We start from the raw sequence: 17,622 nt of genomic DNA, 5'->3' as shown, positions 1-17,622 counted from the left end.
ACGTGATCCGGACGGAGCTCGCAGAGGCCGCGACCGGCCGGCCGCTCACGGGCGGTCTGTGACGACGTCGCGGGACGGAGCGCGTTCGTCAGCCGTCGGTTCGACGGCGATCACCGGTGGCCCACCTGCGGCCCCGGTTGTCGATCACGACCACACCCTCGGGAACGCCGTAGGCGACGAGCGAACCGAGAATCATGGGCCGTACACCTGACAGTGTGATGGTCGTGCCGTGGCCGACGACGCCGCGTAGCAAGTCCACGAGGAGGACCAGTTGCGACAGCGGCACCTGGGCGGCGTCGGACAGGTCGATGACGAGTTCGTGCGGAACCCCGGCGTTCCCCTCGGCTTCCCACGTTGCCGCCGTCTTGGCCGTGATGGCCGATACGTACCGGCCCAGCTCGGCGGCCACGTCCCGCGTGAGGTGGATCCGGTGGGGCGGCAGCGGAGCTTGGACGGTGTGTTCGGGTGGGGTCGGCGCCGGGCTGCCCCGGCTCTCGAGCGTGGTGGACGTCATTGTTGTTTCTCCTGATCTACGACCGGTGTTCCCGTCATGAGGACGGCTCACCAGTTCTGCGGGGGATCGCTGGCCGGAAACGACTGTCTGCCCCATTCGTCCGGAGCATCGGCGCGTTCGCGATTGTCGGTTTCGAGCGGTGGGCTGTCTTCTGGCGGTCGCACCGCGACGGTGTTGGTCATGTCAGCTCCCTTGGGGTCTCGATGGGGTTGCCGCGGTCTACGGGGTCACCCGGCGCGGACCGGACTGGTCTCGGCACCGGGTCGGGTCGACGTTCCGGCAGCCGCCGGGACCTCCGGCTGGCGAGCGGCGTCGGGGCGTGCGGCCCGGTCGAGGAACCGGAGCAGTTCGACAGGGAAGGGGAGGATGAGTGTCGAGTTCTTCTCCGCGGCGACGGCGACCACGGTTTCGAGCAGCCGCAGTTGGAGAGCGGCGGGTGACTCGGCCATGACGGCGGCGGCCTGTGCGAGCGCTTCCGACGCCTGCAGCTCGCCGTCCGCCGTGATGACACGCGCTCGGCGCTGTCGCTCCGCCTCCGCCTGGCGCGACATCGACCGTTTCATCGATTCCGGCAGCATGACGTCCTTGATCTCGACCCGGTCGATCTGAACTCCCCAGCCCAGCGCGGGACTGTCGATCATCAATTCCAGCCCCTGGTTGAGCTGTTCCCGGTTCGACAGGAGATCGTCCAGGTTGCTCTTGCCGATGATCGAGCGCAGCGACGTTTGCGCCACCTGGCCGACAGCCAGTTTGTAGTCCTCGACGTCCACGATCGCGCGTACCGGATCGATCACCCGGAAATAGACCACGGCGTCCACCTGCACCGAGACGTTGTCCCGGGTGATGCCGTCCTGGGTGGGCACCGGCATCGTCACGATCTGCATGTTGACCTTGCGCAGGCGGTCCACGACGGGTGCGACGATCGCGAGGCCCGGACCGCGCACCTCGGGGCGCACCCGCCCGAACCGGAAAACCACACCGCGTTCGTACTGGGTGATCACGTGCACGCACGATCCGACCACGAGGAACGCGAGAATCGCGATCCCTGCGATCGCATATGCCGTACCCATTTCTCTCCTCCGTTTCCGCGAAACCACCGGGCACCGGTTGTGCGCCGCTTGCTCAGGTACGGCCCCTGGACCATCCCGGCCGGAGCGTCAACCGGGACCGGCGACGAAGCCGGCGCTGCTCTTCGACTGTGCTCCGCACCGGGCGCACACGGCCGGCCGAGCCGTGGCCACCTCCGTTGACGCCCGGTGCGACCGCCACGGGAACGGAGGAAGCGGCCTTCGCGTCGACCGTGCCGGCGGCGGCACCCACGATGTCCTCGTCCGCGGCCGAGCCGCCGCGACCGGTGACCGTCGAATGGGCCGGCAGCGGCGCGACGAGCACCGGGATGTCGGTCAGGCCGACCAGGCCGACAGCGGACCGCGCCCGCAGAAACGCACGGGAGCGGCCACGACGGCGTGCACCCACCACGATCATGAGCGCCTCCTCGGCCTCTGCGATGGCGGCCAGGCGCTCGGCGACGTCGCCGGTTGCTCCGCGCACTTCGACGCCGGTACCCGGGGCCTCGTCCGCGACGATCGCCGCGGCGAGCCGTGCGGCCATCTCGTCTCCGTCGGCTGCCCGGTCACGCACGTGCACGGCAACCAGCCGCGCCGACATGCGCGCGGCCATCACCGCCGCGACACGCAACGCCGACCGTGCACCCGGCGAACCGTCAATTCCGCAGACGACTGTCTTCATGGTTCCGTCCTCCATTTCTTGTGGTCCCCGTCCCGTTCCTGTCGCGGGCCGGCGGTTCGGTGCCCGCCGGGGCCGGCTTGTGTGCGCGGTCTTCCACGGCGAAGGCGATCGCGGCGCCGAGGAACAGCACGGCGGTGCCGAACGACTCGACGATGACCAGGAACATGCCGGCCAGCAGAGCCGCGACAGCGATGCCGTTCCGAATCCGACGGCGGCGAGCCGGTGATGGCACAGCCGTGCCGACCCAGGGTGACCGCTCGAATTCGGGATCGTGGACCAGAGATTTCTTGATCTCGCGGAATGCCGCTCGATCGTGCACGGTGGGCACGGTTCCTCCTTCCTGTGAGCTCACTTGCCTGGAAGGTGGGCGTGCTGTCGTGATCTGGACCTTCCGGCGATTCGAGTGATCGCTGCGTCAGCGTGATTCCCGGGGTGTGCGCGGAATCGCGCCGTCACCATTCACAGTGCCGGAGCACCACCATCGCGACTTGTCGGGACCAGACAGTCAGGGGTGCGTTGCTTGTCGGTTCACAACAACTTCGTCGGCGCATGGCGACGGTGAAGTGCCGTCAGGGCGGCGGGAGGATGCCGATGGTGACCGCCCTGACGGCACGAGACCGCGAGCCCGGGTGCGTGCGGGCCCGCGCGCACGGCGGCCGTGCACGGGCGGCAGCCGACATCGACGTCGACTGCGCGCCGGTGTTCACCGGCTGCCACACGGTCCCCGCTCCCGAGGGCCTCATCCGCGGAGCGAGGACACGTTCAGCGTGACGTAGCGGCGGCCGACCCGCTTGTCCGAACTGAACAAGGGCGCATGCGAGGTTTGTCCAATGTCAACAGTCGACGCGCTTCCTCTGCTCCTCACCGGTTGTCCTGAGAGGCCGCACGCGGTTGGCGTGGTTCTCGTGACCGGGAGCAGGCGTCACCGTCGCTCACCCGCGCTGGTCTGGCGGTCGCACGGGTTCGGTCGCCGTGCTCGGGGCTCGGCTCTCGATGTAGCTCGCCAGCCCGAGCGCGACCGCGCTCACGACGACGAGCGCCGCCGCGCCGTGGACGCCGACGATCACCAGGACGACCGCCAGCAGTACGGCCCCCGCGGCGAGCTCCGCGTACGTCCGCGATCGGCGAGTGGGGGCCGACATCGCTCCCCGGAAGGATCGAGCGAACTCCGGATCACCGCCCAGGGATTTCTCGATCTCGCGAAGTTGGGCCCGTTCGCTCTCGCTGAGCATGGCGTGTCTCCGTAGCCTCGGCACTCGTGAATGACGACGTCGCGCAATTCGGAACGCACGTCGAATTGCGTTGTCACCATCAATGGTGGTGCCACCGAGGACGGGTTTCTTGTCAAGGGCCGACAACGACGACGGCGTGGTTTGTCGCGGCTGCACAGGGACCCAGGGCACACCGAGCGATGTGGTGATCGCCGTCAACTCGGGCCCGTGAGCCACGGACCGGGCTGCGCCGCGGCTCACACAGCGCAGCCAGGTCCTCAGTGGACTACCGGATGGTGACCTGGTACTCCACTCCGCCCACGTCGACCAGGCGGGTGTTCTCCCCGAGCGGAGCGAACTGGTTCACGCGGATCACGTGGGAGCCCTTGCGGTAGTCGGCGCCCAGGCTGAACCTCAGTTTCAGTTCGGGTCTGGTGCGGGGTGCCAGGATCACACCGCTGAACCTGGCCTGGCGGAAGTCGCTGATCTCGAAGGCGTACTCGCCGACCTGCTTGACGCCGGTGGCGCGGCCGCCGCCTTCGCGCCAGCGCGCGTACAGCTCCGGTCCGAGGTCGACGGTCAGCCTGCCGCCCGCGGTGAGGAAGCCGCCGCGGACGTCGGTGAACGCCAGGTCGGTGGCGATCTGCCGCGAGCCGGGGTTGCCGAGCGCGTAGGGGCGCTCCTCGACGTTGCCCGCGAACAGGTCGACCGAGTCCACGTTCCGCCACGCGATGTTGTTGTTCCGCTGGGTGTTGAGCACGGTGTCGGGGCCCTCGGCGTACGACATGGGGTCGTCCGCGGACTCCCAGCGGGCCAGCAGGCAGAAGTGGCCGGGGCCGGGGACGTCCGGCCACGGGATCACGGCGGTGGTGACGCCGGACGCGGCGACCGACAAACCGAGGACGCCACCGATGCTGGTCCAGTCCAGGCTCGGGCTCCAGCCGGTGCCGCCACCGGGCGAGGACCGGTAGACGTCGAGGTTGCCGATGTCGGCGCCGGAACCGTAGGGGCCGGGGTTGTTCAGCTTGACGAAGATGTAGTTCATCGAGCCGACTTCGGGGTTCTGGCTCGTGGCACATTCGACCGGGGTCGGGCAGACCTTGATGTCGGGGCTGGTCCACACGGCGTTCGAGTGCGGTTCCACGCCGATGTCGCCGACGTAGTCACGGATGTAGACGTCGGTGGCGGCGGTGGGGCCGAAGTCCGGTGCCGCGGCACCGGCCGACGATGTCGTCGAGAGCAACGACCCGACGAGGCCCGCCACGACGACGGCCTTCATACCGGCGGATCTGAGTTTGGAGCGTTTCACGACAGTTCCTTCCGAGCGTGCGCCTGTGTCCGGGCGCGCGTCATCCACGCACCCGTTGTGCGGCGAGGGAAAAAGGGGGATGGATCAGAGGGGAAGACCGGTCACGCCCTGGATCCAGGGACGCAGCGCGGGCACGTCGACGTAGATCGACGGGTTCACCGCACACGTGGAACCGCCGCCGGAACGGCTGGTGGCGCCGATCAGCTGCCACGCTCCGCCGACCGTCTTCACCTGCGGGCCACCGGAATCGCCGTAGCAGGCGCCCGCGGTGCCGCCCGGGTTGCTGGTGCAGATCTCGACGGCGGCGATGATCCCCGCGCAGGAACTGTCCGCGACGATCGTGGTGTTCAGCTGCTGCAACTGGATCGGCGCGCCGCAACCGCCGGGGGACGGGCAGGTCTGGCCCCACCCCATGATCCGCGTGAAGGTGCCGACCGGACCGGACGACGCCGCGATCGGCACCGGCTGGTAGGCGGTTGGAACGGTGGTCAGCCCGATCATCGCCAGGTCGTAGCTCGGGTGCGTGGCCACCGATGTGACGCCGACGACGACGCCGCCGGAGGTCCGGTTGTTGCTGCCCACGCGCAACTGCATGCTCGACGGCGAGGTACCCGCGACGCAGTGCCGCGCGGTGACGGCCCAGTTCGGGTGCACGACGGACGCGCCACAGAAGTGGCTACCGCTGAGGTTCTGCAGGGAGCCCATGAACGAGTAGGCGGGGGCCGGGCTGCCCCCGACCACATTGGGTTGCAGCTCGCCCCCGTCCGTCGGCGCGCCGGCGGCGGTCACCGGTACGGCCAACAAGGCGAGGGCGACTGAGGTGGCCGTGAACAGGGCAGCGGCCAGTGAACGCAACCTCATCGTTGCCGATTCCTTTCTGGAGGTCGGTCCCGAAGACAAGTGAGGGACCGACTACGGAACGTAGCTCGCCGCTCGCGAAGGGCACAAGAACGCCGCCGGAAATTGCATCATTCGGCAGATCGCACGACGGTCCCGCGACACTGATCGGCCTATCCGGTGCGCATTCGGCCGATGACGAACCCGCCCGAAAGAATGCCGTACGTGAACCCGAATGAATCATTCCTCCCGGATTCATGATCGTGGATCATGAATCCGGGAGGAATGATTGAGCGTTATTCGGAAGTGGGCTGCCAGTCGAGGCGGTGTACTCGAGGGCGGTGACGATGCGGGGGAGGTTGGGGAGTTCGGCGAGTCGTCCGCGGTAGCCGGTGGCGAGGATTTTCCAGTTCTTCCAGTGCGCGATGGCGCGTTCGACCGCGACGCGCAGGGTGGCGATGCTGCGGTTCCAGATCTGGGTGGCCGAGTCATGGTCAGTGTGTGGCCGGGGCGTTTGCGGCGTGGCCGGATCACGGTGGCGCCTTGGTAGCCGAGGTCGCCGAGGGTGGGTGTGTGGGCGAGGAGTTGGTCGAACCCGAACGCGCCGAACGCGGTCCGGCACGGGTTCGGCGACCGCGAGGAGTTGGCCGTCCAGGTCGGACAGGATTTGGACGTTCAACCCCGCGGTGTGGCGTTTGCCGGAGTAGTTGGCTTCGTGGGCGACCAGCTCCTGAATCTGAGCATGATCAAGGCCCGTCGTGACTCGTACCGCAACAGCCCCACCCTGGTTGATCGTCTTCTGTGGAAGGAGAACGATCCTAGCCAGGCGGAGCTGTTGCGCTGTCTACAAGCGTCGCGGTGTCGCGGGCCGCGCTGGTGGCCGGGAGGCAACCACTGATGGCGGCGCGTCCCCGACCCAGGTGTTCCGGGTGGCGCACGCGGTGACGGTCCAGAACTCACCGGATCCGATGGCGACACTGGAGTCGCCCGGTCCTTCATGGAGCGGGGAACGCCGGCAGATGATCACCGCGGGCCGGGGCTGGGCCTGTACGGCGTCGACCACCTCGCGCACGTCACGTGGAAGCCGGGCGAGACCGCCGACTTCTACCGCGAGGTGCTCGGTCTGCCGCTCACCCACGCCGTCACCGGGGTCGGCTGGCTCAGCGAGGACTTCCCGGACTTCGTGCACTTCTTCCTCGGGCTGGGCGGCGGGAACTACCTGGCGTTCTTCTACTTCTTCGACGACCCCAACGGCATCCAGCTCGAGATCGTCCGTCCACTGCGGACATTCGGCGAAGTCGACGCCCGCGACGCGGACCTCACCGTCCGCGCGCTGGCGGAGGTGTCCCGGGTGGAGAAGCCGTCCGTGTCCGCGATGTGGCAGCGGAAGGTGGCGATGGTGCGGCCGTCCATCTGGTTCGCGGCGCTCACCGGTGGCATGGTCGGCCACATCGAACGGTTCGACCACGACGTGCTCCGCCTGGCCGACGACGACGGAAGCGGTGGGCCGGCGTGACCGCGCTCGCCGGCCCACCTACGACCGGTCCGTTCTCGTGAGCGCGGTCAGCGTGTCGAGCAGGCCGGGGAAGCGCTGGTCGAACTCGGCGCGGCGGAGGCGGACGAAGGTGCCGTTGCCCGCGTCGCGCTGGATGATCAGGCCCGCTTCGCGCAGGGCGCGCCAGTGGTGGGTTTTGGTGGACTTCGACACCGGCATGGGGAAGGACGAGCAGGCGCGTTCGGTGTCGGTGGGGTCGGCGGCGAGTTCGCTGATCACCCCGCGGCGCAGGGGGTCGGCGAGCGCGCGGAACACCTGGCCGAGGTCGACCGCCGCGATCGGCGGCATCGGCATGGTCATGGGTGCCTCCTCGACAAGGTACGTCTTACATCGTACCTTGGTACGAAAGCTGTCGTACCTGTGGAGGTAGTCGTGCTGTGCGTGTTCGACGTCAACGAGACCCTGCTGGACCTGGCCGCGCTCGACGGGTTCTTCGCCGACGTCGCCGGTGATCCCGCCGCGCGGCGGGAGTGGTTCGAGTTGATGATCCACAACGCGCTCGTGGTCACCGCGGCGGGCGGGTACCGGCCGTTCGGACAGCTCGCGGCGGCGTGCCTGCCTGTGGTGGCCGCCCGCCACGGCCGCGACGCGACGCCTGAGCGGCAGCGTGAACTGGGGGACCGGCTCCGGCGACTGCCCGCGCACCCCGAGGCAGCCGGGGCGATCACCCGCCTGCGGGAGGCGGGCGCCACCGTCGTGGCCCTGACGAACTCGGTCCTCGACGTGGCCGAGGACCAGTTGCGCAACGCCGGGCTGAGGCGGCTGTTCGACGGGGTCTACTCCGCGGACCAGGCGGGCAGGCTCAAGCCCGCGCCGGAGCCGTACCGGTTCGTGGTCGAGGCGCACGAGGTCGCGCCGTCCGACGCCGTGCTGATCGCCGCCCACGACTGGGACGTCGCCGGTGCGGCGGCCGCCGGGTTGTCCACCGCTTTCGTCGCGCGCGAAGGCCGGGTGCCCTTGCCCGCCGCCGACGCACCCACGGTCGTGGGCGCGGACCTCGACGACGTGGCCGCACGCCTCGTCGAACGTCTGTGAAGCGACGCCAAGGAGTCGCTCGGCGAGCTCGTGGCCGCGGTGACGTCGCTGTGGCGCCGGCTCACCGCCCGTGGGTGCTGCGGCACGCCGACAGGTAGGCCACGCTCGCCACGATGTACGGCACGACGAAGTTGACGGCGATCCGCACCCAGGTCAACCCGGTCGCCTCCCCGGCGACGATCACCCCGGCCTGGTTGACGACCGAGATCACCGTCCCGACCACGGCGGCGACCGGCACCGCCACGCGCGCGGTGCGTCCCCGCAACACGAGGACCACCGCGTCGGCCGGCCGCGACCACACCGGACGTGCCACCGATTCCCCGGAACCAGCCACGACACCACCCCTTCCCCGACCAGTCGACCACGCGCTGATCCAGACCACCTTGCCGAGCTGTGGACCACCCGTGGAGCCGGGCTCTGCGGCGTACGCCGCCGTCCGGCAAGTAGTGCCTCTTCGGGCAGAGTTCACCGCACTATCACTTGTGTGCATCGGTGCTGCCGCTGAGTAACCGCCCGGCCGTAGCGTCACCGATATGACACACGGCGTTCCTTCGTTGAAACAGTTGGCCGCCAAGGCGACCGCGGCCCGGCCGCTCACCGGCGACCTGCCTCAAGACCTGGTCGACTACCTCATCAACGTCGTCGACCTCACCACGGTCACCACCGAGCCGGCCCAGCTCCAGAAGGCGCTCGGCGCGATCATGGACGAGATCACCACCGCGCCCGAGGAGGACTTCACCGAACAGCTGCGCCAGCGGCTCGGCGACCGGGCCGGTGTCGTCGCGAGCCGAGCCGGCGCGGTCCTGCTGCTGATGAACAGCGCACTCGACGCCGCGTTGGCGGAGCCGGACGAGCAGTGGCAGGAGTACTTCACCCGCAAGTGCACCGAGGCCATCGACGTGCTCACCCAGGTGAAGAGCGAAGCCGCGATGGTCGAGTCCAACATGCGTGACTACCCCGACGACTCCATCTACGACTAGGAGCCCTCCTGCCATGCCGCTCACCGTCAACTCGACCTGCGTCACCTGCGGCTTCGGGATCGTCGACGCCGCGGGTGCCCTGTACCAGCCGACCCGGTCCTGCCCCCGGTGCGCCAACACCTACTACCACAACGCGTGCTTGACCGGTCCGCCCGTGTGCGGCCACCAGCTCGTCGACGCGGCGCCGGAGGCCGCGACCCTCGCGGCCACGATCGCGCACCCGCCGGCCGCCGCCCAGCAGGCCGTCGTGCTCACGACCACCGACTCCCTCGACACCAGGAACGACCTCGGCGGGTTCGACCGCCGGTTCACCTGGAACTGCCCGGCGACCGCCAACGGCTACATCGTCCAGCAGATCGTCCGGGTCGAGCGGGTCCTGGACGCGGCCGACGCGGAGATCGCCGACCTGACCCACCGCGACACCTACTGGGAGGCCTGGCCGGTGGTAGGCGGGGTGGTCATGTTCCCCGACGGCGTGACCCCGATGAACGGGGCCTCGCACGACGCTTGGTGCCGGGACGTCAACCGCAACCAGCGCGCCGGCCGACACGGCGACTGGTCGATCACCGGCACCGTGCACTGGCTCGACGCCGGCACCCAGCAGCTCACCGGGTTCGTCGAGAACGGGGTGGACTCTGCCTCCGGCCTGCTCGCCACGCGCACCGATCCCGGTCTGACCGGCGCCGCGGTCCTCGTGCACTCCCGCCAGGGCACCTGGGACGGGCGCACCGCGCAAGCCGCGCTCGCTGTCCTGAACGCTGACTCGGCGGGGGGCGTGATGGCGTCGAACCGGGAGGACGCGATCGAGGAGCTCGAGGAGAACGGGTTCCCCACCAACATAGCCACCGAAGGCGTGGACCTCTACATCGCCGCCGGCGGCAAGTTCAACGAGGACTAGCGGGACGCCGTGCAGGGGCAACGCGCCCACACGGACCGGGCCGAGCCTTTCGTGAATTGCGCTCAGCTACGGCAGACGAACCGAAATCCAAGATAAGTTGATCGACCATGCTCGGCGTCAGGGCGAGCCGGACATGATGGAGAGCACGCCTTCGACCGAGCATGGCTCCGACGCGCACCCCGTGTCCGGGCTGGCGCCGTGCTCGGCGGGCAGGTCACGGCTGTAGGTGATGTTGTGACCGGTAGGGGAGGCGTGGGTCGTGGACCTCCGCACCACCGCCACGACCTGCCATCCTTCCTCGACGACACGGCCGCGGATCACTTCCGGGTGATGACGTACTTGTTGCCCGAGCCGATCTCGTAATAGGTCACCGTGCACGGTAGGGTGTTGCCCGTCGCTTTGGCGTAGGCCTCGGCTTGCTGGATGGCCCGGACCATGTCCTCACCGGTGACGATCTTCCATGGGTTTGCCGTCTTCATCTCGTCAACCGCGCCGAAGTGCATCCGGTCGATGCCGTGCGCGGGCGCACCCATAGCGTCGTGGAACGCCTTCCCGGCCTTGCCCCAGTCCCGGCTTTGCACGAACTCGTCGAGTGCTGCTCGCGCGGCTGACTTCTCGAGCTGGGTGCCGGCCTCGACCTTGACCTCCAATCCGACCCTGCTGCCTTCGGCTTTGGCGTGGTCGGCGGCCCACTTCAACGGCTTGTCGGCCACGCCCTCGAGTTTGCCGAACTCCTCTTTGCCCGGTGTGTGCTTGACCAGCGGGTTCTCGACGGCTTTCGGGTTACCGGTGGCAAGCATCGCCGGTGGGATCGGCCCCTTTGCCTCCGCGGCGACCGCCTTGCCCGCTTCGGCAGCGATTCGTACGCCGACGCCGTCCGCGGTGACGGCGACTCCCTGCCGTACGCCCGGTGTGCCTTCGCCTCCGGCGAGGCGTGTCCCCTCAAGCATCAGCACAACGGCGCTGAACTCCCTGGCGTAGGTCCTGGCATCGCCACGCTGAGCGGCCTCCAACGCCGCACGCGCGTGAACGAGTCCGTGATAGAAGGGGTTCGCGATGTTGAGGACGTTGATGGCGCCGTCAACGGGATTCGACGCTTTGTCGTACTCGGCCGCGATCGTGTCGTGCAAGGCCTTCGCCTCGGCCTGCAGCTCGGCCGGCGATTTGGTGCGCACGGCGTCGTAGACGTCCTTTGCCGTCGATTTCAGGGTGTCCAGGACGCCTCTGCCCATTTCCATGAAGGTTTCGGCGCTCCACTTTCCGTGCCGGCCCACGGGATTCGCGGCCGTCATGTCGGCGGGGACGGGGATGGCGAAGTCGAGCTGAGTGGTGGTTTGGGTGCCGAGGTAGTCGTCGACGAAGCGGTCCGTGGCGGCGATCGCGCCTGCGGTCTTGGGCGCGGGAGAAGCAGTGGGGGTGAGGGAAAGCGCGTTGGCGTGCGGTGAGCCGAGTGTCGGGTCGGAGGTGCGGGCGGTGTTGGGCGTTTCCTCGGCGTGATCGGGTGTGGGGTGTGCCGCGTCCGTGATGTCGGTGGGGGCGGGACCGTGGCGGGTCGACTCGTCGACGACGACATCGACGACATCGACGACATCGACGACCTCGGCGAGTTCGGCCGCGATCCGGCCGATGTCGTCGGTGGTGGCCGCGGGTTGGGGGGAGAGTTCGTCGGGGGTGAGGGGGAGCGCGTTGATGATGTCGGCGAGGTCGTTTCCGTCCAGCGGAGGGGACTCGGGCAGCGCCTCGGCGTCGGTGCTGGGCTCGAGGAATTCAGCGAGACCTGGGCCGGGTGCCAGTTGGTCCCGCTCGGCAACGCCGGTGAGACCGGGTTCTGGCGGGGCGGCGGCGAAGTCGGTGGCGAGGACCGCGCCGGTGGGTGGGGTGCGGGCATCGGTCGGGTCAAGAGTCCGGACCACGGTTTCGGTGGGGACCACTGGGGCTTCGGCTGCGGCGGGGGCGGGTGGTGTCGGGGCGTCGGGTTCGGTGTCGGCGATGGCTTGCGGGGTTGGGTTGGCGACGGTGCCGGGGTCGGTGGGCGGCTCCGCGGCATCGTTGGTTGATGCCTTGTCGCGGCTCGGGGAACTGCGGTCGGAGGCAGGAGAAGAGCCGGTGGGGCTCGTGGTGCCGGATCCGTCCGCCGCGGACGAACCGGTGTCGGCGGCGGACGGGGCCGCGGGTGGCGAGGTGCTCTGGTCGCCGGTGTCGGGAGGGCCGGAGGGGAAGTCGTTGTGGCCGTCGCCTGCGGTGTGACCGGAGTGGCCGCCTCCCCCGCCGCCACCCCCGCCACCTCCGCCGCGGTTGGCGTGGTGGTGGGAGTTGGGGGCGTGGCGTTTCCTGGGGCTGTCGCCGGAGTTGTCGGGGTGCGAGCCGGAGTCCGGAGTGTTGGCGAACAGGCTGGAGAAGTAGTCATCGGGAAAGTCGCCGGGACGGGTGTCGTCGCCACTGTCCGGCGTGGACTGCTGGTCGGGAGTGCCGTCGTTCGAGCTTGGGGCCCGCTGGTCGGTGCCGGACCCGGTGTTGCCGGGGGTCGGTGGGGTGTCGGGATGGCTGGGCATCTCCGGGGGATGGTCGTTGCCGATCTCGCTCATCGGTTGCTCACCTGCCTGGGACGGAAGTACTTCAGGGCCCAGGAGCAGTCGGTGAACTGCTCGACGGTGGCCTGTAGACGGCTGTGACGGTCGGAGGCGGTGGCCGGGCCGATCGCGGATTCGATCGCCGACGGGCGGCGGGTGCCGTAGTTGACGGCGTCCACGGCCGCCTGGTCAGTGAGGTCGCGGACCAGCCAGGCGTGCACGGCGGTGAGCTGGGCCTCCCGGGTGTTGCCGGGGATCTTGCGGTGAAATCTGGCTTCCCACAACGGTGTCCGGGGATCGCGGGCGACGTCGGCAGATGTCTTCAGCGCTCGCCGGACGAGCTCCCAGCGGAACGGGATGGCCAGGTAGGCGAGATCGTCGGAGGCGCAGCTGGGCGGGGTGCCGGCGAGCACCCGGGTAAGCGCGTCCCGGACGTGGCCGGCCAGCGCGGCCGGGTCGACACTGGGCTGCAGTGCCCCGGATCGGACGGCGACGGCCTCGTCGACCGCGTGTGAGATGGCACAGTCGATGGTCCGGGACGGCAGACCCTGCTCGAGGAACGCCGCGCGCACGGCCGCGGTCGGCGCCGGGGTGGGTTGGCCGGTCAGGTGGGCGACGACGGTGAGTTCGGCCCACGCCACCAGCCACGGTTCGTCGCCCAGCAGATGGGCGGCGGTGCGCAGCTGGCGCAATGTGCAGGCGTGGGCGCGGCACTCGGAGCCACAGGTCGCGCTGCGGCGGCCGATCAGCCGGTCGACGGTGGCGAGGGCGCCGGGTCGGGTGTCCTCCAGCGGGGTGCCGTCCGGTACTCGGACCAGCAGTGGCCGATCCATGCCGTCGGTGAACACGGCGCCTTCGCCGGGTACCAGTGTCACCACGTAGCGGGACTGCTCCTCGGTGACGTTCATGGTCGCGCCGACGGATTCCCGGTCGTCCTTGGCCGGCAGTCGGTGCACGATCTTGACCGCGGTGTTCTTGATGACGTCGGGGGTGAGTTTGCTGGGGATCTGCTCGGCGATTATCAGGCCCTCGCCGTAGGCGCGCACCTCGGCCAGCATGGCGGCGAACATCTCGACGGCGTGCGCGGCCGCGCCGGCGGTGCCCGGCTCAGATCGGCGCAGCAGCCGGTGCGCCTCCTCGATCACGGTGAGGTGGGACAGGACCGGCCGGGGGTTGGCGCGGGTGGTCTCGCGCAGGTGCTCGGACAGTCGCATGAGGATGGCGCCGATGAAGAACGCCTTGTCCGCGTCGTCGCCGACGTCCTCGATCTGCAGCACGACGTTGTTGCGGCACAGGGCTTCGAAGTCCAGGGGGTGGCCGCCTTCGAAGAACCGGCCTGCGGTGCCGAGGCGCAGGCTGCCGAGGCGCACCTTGATGAATCCCTGGACGTTGGCGGCGATCTCTTTGCCGTAGCCGATCTCGGTCACCACGTCGGCGGCGACCCGCTGCAGGTCGGCCAGCGTGGGGTAGCGCGGCTGCTGCCCGATGTGGACCGGTTCACCCAGTGACAGGTCCCAGCCGAGTTCCTCGTAGCAACGGGCCAGTGCGGCGGCGAGGAGCTGCGGGAACGGTTCCTGCGCCTCGAACGCGGCGAGGAACAGCGCGCGCAGCAGGTCCGCGTGGGACTGCAGCGGGAAGCCGGGCGCGGGTTCCAGCGGGTTGAACCCGGCCGGGGCGCTGTCGGGGTCGCCCGGCCGGATCACGATCACGTCCTGGTCGAGGTCGGCGAGCCGTCCTGCCATCCTGCTGTACTCGGCCTTTGCCGGCTCGACCACCAACCACGGCAGTCCGGCCCGGGACGCCTCGGCCAGCAGGTGGCGCACGGTCTGCGACTTCCCGGCTCCCGTGGCACCGCAGACGAAGGTGTGCCGGTTGAGCGATTCCCGGCCGAGCACCAGGTCGCCCACCTCGACCAGCCCCTCGTCGAGCACCGCGCCGAGTCGCACGGCACCGTCGTCCGCCTGCTCCGGGGTGACGTCGAACGTGTGCGGCTCCACCAGGCGAATGCCGGGCAGCTCCCGCTCCGGCGGTCTGCTCAGCGCCGCCAGCAGCTCGGTGCCCGAGGTGAACGCCACGTCCCAGCGGGGCTCGGGAGCAGGTGGGCCCGCCGTTTCGAGCACGTATGGCAGACCGTCCAGTTCGCTCGCCGCGCACAGCATCGCGGCTGCGGTGCCGGCCCCCCGCGGGTCGACGCTGCCGACCAGCACACGGATCCGCCAGCCGCCCCCGGCCACTGCCCGGCTCAGCTCCCGGTGCCGGGCCTGCTTGCGTTCCAGCTCGACCCGGTTGGCCTCACCGACCTCACCGCGCGACAGGGGCAGGATCTCGTTGACCAGGGTACGCAGCTCCGGCTCCAGGTCCCGCGGTGCCAACGGTTCCGCGAACACCAGCCACGCGAACGGACCACGCAGGTGTGCCACGTGCCGGTCGAACGAGCCGCGGCGCACGCGCCCGCGTTCGTTCTTGTCCCCGGCGGGTGCCCACAGGGCGTCCGGTCGCGCGCGGCACGGCACCCAGCTGCCGAACTCCCCGAACAGCTTGCCGACGTCCACGACGGACAGTTCGGCGGCCACCGCGCCCGGCGGGAACAGCAGGGCGTGGGTGCCGCGCCGCGCGGAGGTGCGCACCGCGGGCGGGAAGAACGGTCGCCCGGCGTACACGAACCGCAGCCGCTCGTCCGTGGGCGACCGCACCCAGGCCGTCAGCACCATGGCGCCCGGCGCCCCGGCGGCGCGCAGGTCGGCGTGCGTGCCGGTGAGCGACGCTGCCAGCGGGCCTGCGCGGTCCGCCCTGCGCTGCTCCTCATCGGCAGCGGCGGGGCGGGGCACCTGGATCAGTTGGTGGAACCGGAAGCCACGCCAGTCGAACATGGGCCTACCCCGCGGGGATCGCCGCGACGCGGTCCAGCGTGCACAGACCCGGATTGCAGTCGGCGAGAACCACCCGGCGACCCGGACCGCCGGTGTTGTCCACGAACAGGAACGAGGTCTCCGGCATGCCGAGCAACTGCTCCGGTTCGACCTTGAACTCGTACACCCGGCCGGAGCCGGTCGACGTGCTGACGTTGTCGGCGTTGGACCAGTTGCGGGTGCCGGTCCAGGTGTGCCCTCGGGAGTCGGACAACCCGGTCGGGCGTCCCTGCGTACCGGACCACCGCTGGTTGGAGTTGTTGGTGCCGCCGGTGTTCGCAGCGAAACTGTCCCCGCCGCCGTCGGTGAACGTGGTGCCGACCTGGCGGGTCAGGCTGTTGAGCACGAACTTGTGCTCCTTGCCGATGAACTCGGCGGCGATGGTGGCGTCGCGGTGGTTGTACTGCTTCATGAAGCACACCACACCGCCGGTGCCCGCCGACTTCTCCAGGTCGCCCTGCGGCGAGTCGATCATCAGCACGAGCCGCACCTTGGCCGCGCGTGCGTGCTCGGACAGCGTCCGCAGGTCGGCCGCTCCGAGGTGGTCCGCGCCCGCGACGACCAGGAAACCGGACACCCAGCGCCCACCGTCCATCGCGGCCAGCGCCAGCCGCACCAATGTCCGGTCGATGAGCTCCTTGCGGTCACCCCGGCCGCCCTCGGTCGCGACCAGCGTCACCGCCTCCGAGCTCCACAGCGCACTCCCGCGGGGTGCCGGGGTGAGCTCGTGCAGCAGGTCGAGCCTGCTGGCCAGGAACCGCAGCTGACGCGCGGTCCACTCGGTCTGGTCCACGTCGCCGATCTGTGCGGCCAGCCTGCCGACCTCCTCGCCGGTGAGCAGGCCGTCACCGGTGCCCTGGCGCAGCACCCGGAGCCCTGCGGCCAGCCTGGCGGGGGTCACCGGGGCGTCCAGGCTGCCGAGCACCCGGCGCAGCACGTCGATCGCCAGCGCCCGCTCCTCCCGGTGGTCACCGTCGGGTCCGCCGGTGACGGCGTGCCCAAGACACTCCGCGATGTCCCGGGGTCCGAGCCCGCCGAACAGGTGCACGTCCGCGGGGCGGGAGACGTCGAGCCGGACGGTCCTGGCCGGCATGCCCGCCGCCCTGGCGACCTCGACCAGGTTGTCACCGACCTCCTGACCGGTGAAGTCCAGCACCGTGATCCGCTGACCCGCGGCGAGCAGCGAGGAGCCGAACGTCGCCAGCAGGCTGGCCCAGCCGTGCCTGCGCGGGTCGCCACCGAACACGTCCACCCGGGTGGGCTCGGACGCGGGGCGTACCGGGTACCACTGCGGCCCGTCGGCTGCCGCGGCGGCCACCCGCGCGGCCGCCGCCGCGTCGGCGGCGTGCCGGTGCATCGTCTGTTCCCACTGCAGCACTGCCTCCCGGTGCCGCTGCTGCTCGGCGTCACGCATCTGGCGGTAGGGCTGTTCGAAGTTGCGGATGGCGCGGTTGGCGAACCGCACACCGCCGACCGCGCGGAGCACGCCGATCGTCAGCAGCGCGGCGACCACGATCAGGACCACCTGGTACACCTGCTGGGCCGAACCGCCGAGCTGGTCCACCTCCGCCTCGATCACCAGTTGGTAGGTGGTGAACGCGAACGCGGCGACCACCAGGAACGCCAGCCGCCAGATCACCCTGGTGACAGCCTTCGACCGGGCCGCGACCAGCGCGCTCGTGTCCGGCCGGGGCGGCTCCACCCATGCGGGCCGGGGCGGCGGCATCGGGGGTGCGACGGTCTGCACGGGTACCGGCGCCACGGCCTGCCAGCCCCATCGTGCCGGGGGCGCGAACAACCGCGGGGCGAGCTGAGCCGCCCAGCTGCCGGCTGTCGTCGTCACCGGCGCGATGCCCCCGCCCGGCCCCGCCGCCATGCCGCATTCGACGGCGTGGCGTTGTTTGTAGAGGTGTCTGTCGATGCGGGGTGGTCGTCCGCCGTGTGAGCCTTTGGCTTTGCGGTGGGCGGCTTGGTCGCGGGGTTGGTCGATGGTCGCTTTGATGCCGCGGCCGCGGAGGTAGGCGCGGTTGTTCTTCGAGCTGTAGGCCTTGTCGG

Annotated in this window: 18 protein-coding genes and 1 pseudogene; 4 read left to right on the top strand and 15 right to left on the bottom strand. The window is 70.0% G+C overall.

Annotated features, from left to right (window positions below; all coding sequences use genetic code 11):
* Positions 1-88 precede the first annotated feature (88 nt).
* The 9 genes from ACYQ77_RS40625 to ACYQ77_RS40585 all read right to left on the bottom strand — a co-directional run bounded on the left by ACYQ77_RS40625 (position 89) and on the right by ACYQ77_RS40585 (position 6,242).
* Positions 89-409 carry a hypothetical protein gene (locus ACYQ77_RS40625; protein ID WP_459722118.1) on the bottom strand — a complete coding sequence of 107 codons (321 nt, stop codon included), beginning with the start codon at positions 407-409 and terminating at the stop codon, positions 89-91.
* Positions 410-561: 152 nt separating this feature from the next.
* The gene (locus ACYQ77_RS40620; RefSeq protein ID WP_459722116.1) at positions 562-696 is read right to left on the bottom strand and encodes a hypothetical protein; all 135 of its coding nucleotides are present in this window, start codon (positions 694-696) and stop codon (positions 562-564) included.
* Positions 697-741: 45 nt separating this feature from the next.
* A complete protein-coding gene (locus ACYQ77_RS40615; RefSeq protein ID WP_459722114.1) occupies positions 742-1,584 on the bottom strand; it encodes a slipin family protein in 843 nt (280 codons plus the stop codon).
* Between the two features lie 52 nt (positions 1,585-1,636).
* Positions 1,637-2,263 (bottom strand): universal stress protein, encoded by a 627-nt coding sequence (locus ACYQ77_RS40610; protein ID WP_459722111.1) that lies wholly within the window; start codon positions 2,261-2,263, stop codon positions 1,637-1,639.
* Positions 2,238-2,591, bottom strand: a complete 354-nt coding sequence (locus tag ACYQ77_RS40605; RefSeq protein WP_459722109.1) for a DUF3040 domain-containing protein — start codon at positions 2,589-2,591, stop codon at positions 2,238-2,240. Before ACYQ77_RS40605 ends, ACYQ77_RS40610 begins: the two co-directional genes overlap by 26 nt.
* 604 nt (positions 2,592-3,195) lie before the next feature.
* Positions 3,196-3,495: a DUF3040 domain-containing protein gene (locus ACYQ77_RS40600; RefSeq protein WP_459722107.1), complete on the bottom strand. Its 300-nt coding sequence runs from the start codon at positions 3,493-3,495 to the stop codon at positions 3,196-3,198.
* A 265-nt stretch (positions 3,496-3,760) separates the two neighbouring features.
* On the bottom strand, positions 3,761-4,753 hold the full coding sequence (locus ACYQ77_RS40595; protein ID WP_459722105.1) for a hypothetical protein: 993 nt from the start codon (positions 4,751-4,753) through the stop codon (positions 3,761-3,763).
* 114 nt (positions 4,754-4,867) lie between these two features.
* Positions 4,868-5,644, bottom strand: a complete 777-nt coding sequence (locus ACYQ77_RS40590; RefSeq protein WP_459722103.1) for a S1 family peptidase — start codon at positions 5,642-5,644, stop codon at positions 4,868-4,870.
* A gap of 244 nt (positions 5,645-5,888) precedes the next feature.
* Positions 5,889-6,242, bottom strand: a complete 354-nt coding sequence (locus ACYQ77_RS40585) for a transposase family protein (RefSeq protein WP_459722389.1) — start codon at positions 6,240-6,242, stop codon at positions 5,889-5,891.
* A 375-nt stretch (positions 6,243-6,617) separates the two neighbouring features.
* Between ACYQ77_RS40585 and ACYQ77_RS40580 the strand changes: the two genes are divergently transcribed.
* Positions 6,618-7,136, top strand: coding sequence for a VOC family protein (locus ACYQ77_RS40580; protein ID WP_459722101.1), 519 nt, complete (start codon positions 6,618-6,620; stop codon positions 7,134-7,136).
* 18 nt (positions 7,137-7,154) lie between these two features.
* Here ACYQ77_RS40580 and ACYQ77_RS40575 read toward each other — a convergent pair whose 3' ends face one another.
* Complete coding sequence (locus ACYQ77_RS40575) at positions 7,155-7,475, bottom strand: ArsR/SmtB family transcription factor (RefSeq protein ID WP_459722098.1); 321 nt, start codon at positions 7,473-7,475, stop codon at positions 7,155-7,157.
* A gap of 72 nt (positions 7,476-7,547) precedes the next feature.
* Here ACYQ77_RS40575 and ACYQ77_RS40570 point away from each other — a divergent pair, with 72 nt between their 5' ends.
* Positions 7,548-8,210 (top strand): haloacid dehalogenase type II, encoded by a 663-nt coding sequence (locus ACYQ77_RS40570; protein WP_459722387.1) that lies wholly within the window; start codon positions 7,548-7,550, stop codon positions 8,208-8,210.
* 61 nt (positions 8,211-8,271) lie between these two features.
* Here the strand turns inward: ACYQ77_RS40570 and nrtS are convergent, their stop codons facing one another.
* On the bottom strand, positions 8,272-8,523 hold the full coding sequence (gene nrtS / locus ACYQ77_RS40565) for a nitrate/nitrite transporter NrtS (protein WP_459722095.1): 252 nt from the start codon (positions 8,521-8,523) through the stop codon (positions 8,272-8,274).
* Between the two features lie 241 nt (positions 8,524-8,764).
* On the opposite strand from nrtS, the gene ACYQ77_RS40560 reads away from it, so the two are divergent.
* Positions 8,765-9,190, top strand: coding sequence for a hypothetical protein (locus ACYQ77_RS40560; protein ID WP_459722092.1), 426 nt, complete (start codon positions 8,765-8,767; stop codon positions 9,188-9,190).
* Between the two features lie 13 nt (positions 9,191-9,203).
* Positions 9,204-10,088 (top strand): hypothetical protein, encoded by an 885-nt coding sequence (locus tag ACYQ77_RS40555; protein WP_459722089.1) that lies wholly within the window; start codon positions 9,204-9,206, stop codon positions 10,086-10,088.
* Positions 10,089-10,205: 117 nt separating this feature from the next.
* On the opposite strand, the gene ACYQ77_RS40550 is transcribed toward ACYQ77_RS40555, so the two are convergent.
* The 4 genes and pseudogenes from ACYQ77_RS40550 to ACYQ77_RS40535 all read right to left on the bottom strand — a co-directional run.
* The gene (locus ACYQ77_RS40550; RefSeq protein ID WP_459722087.1) at positions 10,206-10,409 is read right to left on the bottom strand and encodes a hypothetical protein; all 204 of its coding nucleotides are present in this window, start codon (positions 10,407-10,409) and stop codon (positions 10,206-10,208) included.
* A complete protein-coding gene (locus ACYQ77_RS40545) occupies positions 10,406-12,673 on the bottom strand; it encodes a hypothetical protein (protein ID WP_459722085.1) in 2,268 nt (755 codons plus the stop codon). Before ACYQ77_RS40545 ends, ACYQ77_RS40550 begins: the two co-directional genes overlap by 4 nt.
* Positions 12,670-15,528, bottom strand: coding sequence for an ATP-binding protein (locus ACYQ77_RS40540; protein ID WP_459722083.1), 2,859 nt, complete (start codon positions 15,526-15,528; stop codon positions 12,670-12,672). Before ACYQ77_RS40540 ends, ACYQ77_RS40545 begins: the two co-directional genes overlap by 4 nt.
* Positions 15,529-15,532: 4 nt before the next feature.
* Positions 15,533-17,622 (bottom strand): annotated as a pseudogene (locus ACYQ77_RS40535) (hypothetical protein); the annotation flags it as partial.

Source organism: Actinophytocola sp. KF-1, from assembly GCF_054661535.1.
Note: the sequence above shows the minus strand (reverse complement) of the source record. Positions and strands in the feature narration are given on the sequence as shown.

Coding starts and splice junctions, on each gene's coding strand:
- ACYQ77_RS40555 (WP_459722089.1), top strand. CDS start 9,204: ATGCCGCTCACCGTCAACTCGACCTGCGTCACCTGCGGCTTCGGGATC.
- ACYQ77_RS40610 (WP_459722111.1), bottom strand. CDS start 2,263: ATGAAGACAGTCGTCTGCGGAATTGACGGTTCGCCGGGTGCACGGTCG.
- ACYQ77_RS40545 (WP_459722085.1), bottom strand. CDS start 12,673: ATGAGCGAGATCGGCAACGACCATCCCCCGGAGATGCCCAGCCATCCC.
- ACYQ77_RS40575 (WP_459722098.1), bottom strand. CDS start 7,475: ATGACCATGCCGATGCCGCCGATCGCGGCGGTCGACCTCGGCCAGGTG.
- ACYQ77_RS40600 (WP_459722107.1), bottom strand. CDS start 3,495: ATGCTCAGCGAGAGCGAACGGGCCCAACTTCGCGAGATCGAGAAATCC.
- ACYQ77_RS40595 (WP_459722105.1), bottom strand. CDS start 4,753: ATGAAGGCCGTCGTCGTGGCGGGCCTCGTCGGGTCGTTGCTCTCGACG.
- ACYQ77_RS40620 (WP_459722116.1), bottom strand. CDS start 696: ATGACCAACACCGTCGCGGTGCGACCGCCAGAAGACAGCCCACCGCTC.
- ACYQ77_RS40590 (WP_459722103.1), bottom strand. CDS start 5,644: ATGAGGTTGCGTTCACTGGCCGCTGCCCTGTTCACGGCCACCTCAGTC.
- ACYQ77_RS40580 (WP_459722101.1), top strand. CDS start 6,618: ATGGAGCGGGGAACGCCGGCAGATGATCACCGCGGGCCGGGGCTGGGC.
- ACYQ77_RS40615 (WP_459722114.1), bottom strand. CDS start 1,584: ATGGGTACGGCATATGCGATCGCAGGGATCGCGATTCTCGCGTTCCTC.
- ACYQ77_RS40540 (WP_459722083.1), bottom strand. CDS start 15,528: ATGTTCGACTGGCGTGGCTTCCGGTTCCACCAACTGATCCAGGTGCCC.